The sequence below is a fragment of the Ruegeria sp. AL12 genome (genome assembly GCF_056540885.1).
In genome coordinates this window covers 1-756 of record NZ_JBQFXN010000113.1, presented here as the reverse complement: position 1 = coordinate 756, position 756 = coordinate 1, and the positions used below count along the sequence as shown (strand labels likewise).

The window sequence follows — 756 nt, the reverse complement described above, 5'->3', positions numbered from 1 at the left end:
CTAGGCTCAGGATGCATTGATTTTAGCTGCGCTGCGTGACTCACGGCTCCCAGAACGGAGCGGAGACATGAGCGATCTTTATTGACGAACCGACGCGCAGATGGCGAAGCTTGTCCCATTTTTCCCGAAGTCGCACAGCAAGCCCCGGGTTGATGACAAAAGGGTTTTGAGCGGGATTATCTTCATCAATCGCAATTGTTTGCGCTGGTGAGGTGCCCCGGAAGCTTACGGACCGCACAAAACGCTTAACAGCCGATGGACGCGTTGGAGCGAGAAAGGCATCTTCGCACGGATCATGTCTGGTCTGGCCGCCCAGCATGGCGAAGAGACGACAGTCATGATTGACGCGACCTATCTAAGAACACACTGCATTGCCACCAGTATGGCCGCAAAAAGGGGGCGTGGCCGACTGATCGGTAGAACCAAGGGCGGCATGAATACCAAGCTGCATGCTATCTGTGATAGCGAGGGTCGCCCGTTCAACCTGTTCGTTACGGCCGGGCAAATCAGTGAATAAATCGGTGCTCGGGCTCTGCTCAGCAGCATACCAAACGTGAATTGGCTTCTCGGGGATCGTGGTTATGACGCCGACTGGTTTCGAGAAGCGTTGAAAGACAAAGGGATACGCGTCTGCACCCCCGGGCGAAAGCAGCGAAAGACGCCTGTCGAGTACGACAAGCGCAGATACAAGCGGCGAAACCGCATTGAGATTATGTTTGGCAGGCTTAGGGATTGGAGGCGCGTGGCGACACGCTA

The 756-nt window shown here is 55.3% G+C and carries 1 pseudogene; it reads left to right on the top strand.

The features are described from left to right. Positions 1-100: 100 nt before the first annotated feature. Positions 101-756 (top strand): annotated as a pseudogene (locus tag ACR0C6_RS21705) (IS5 family transposase); the annotation flags it as partial.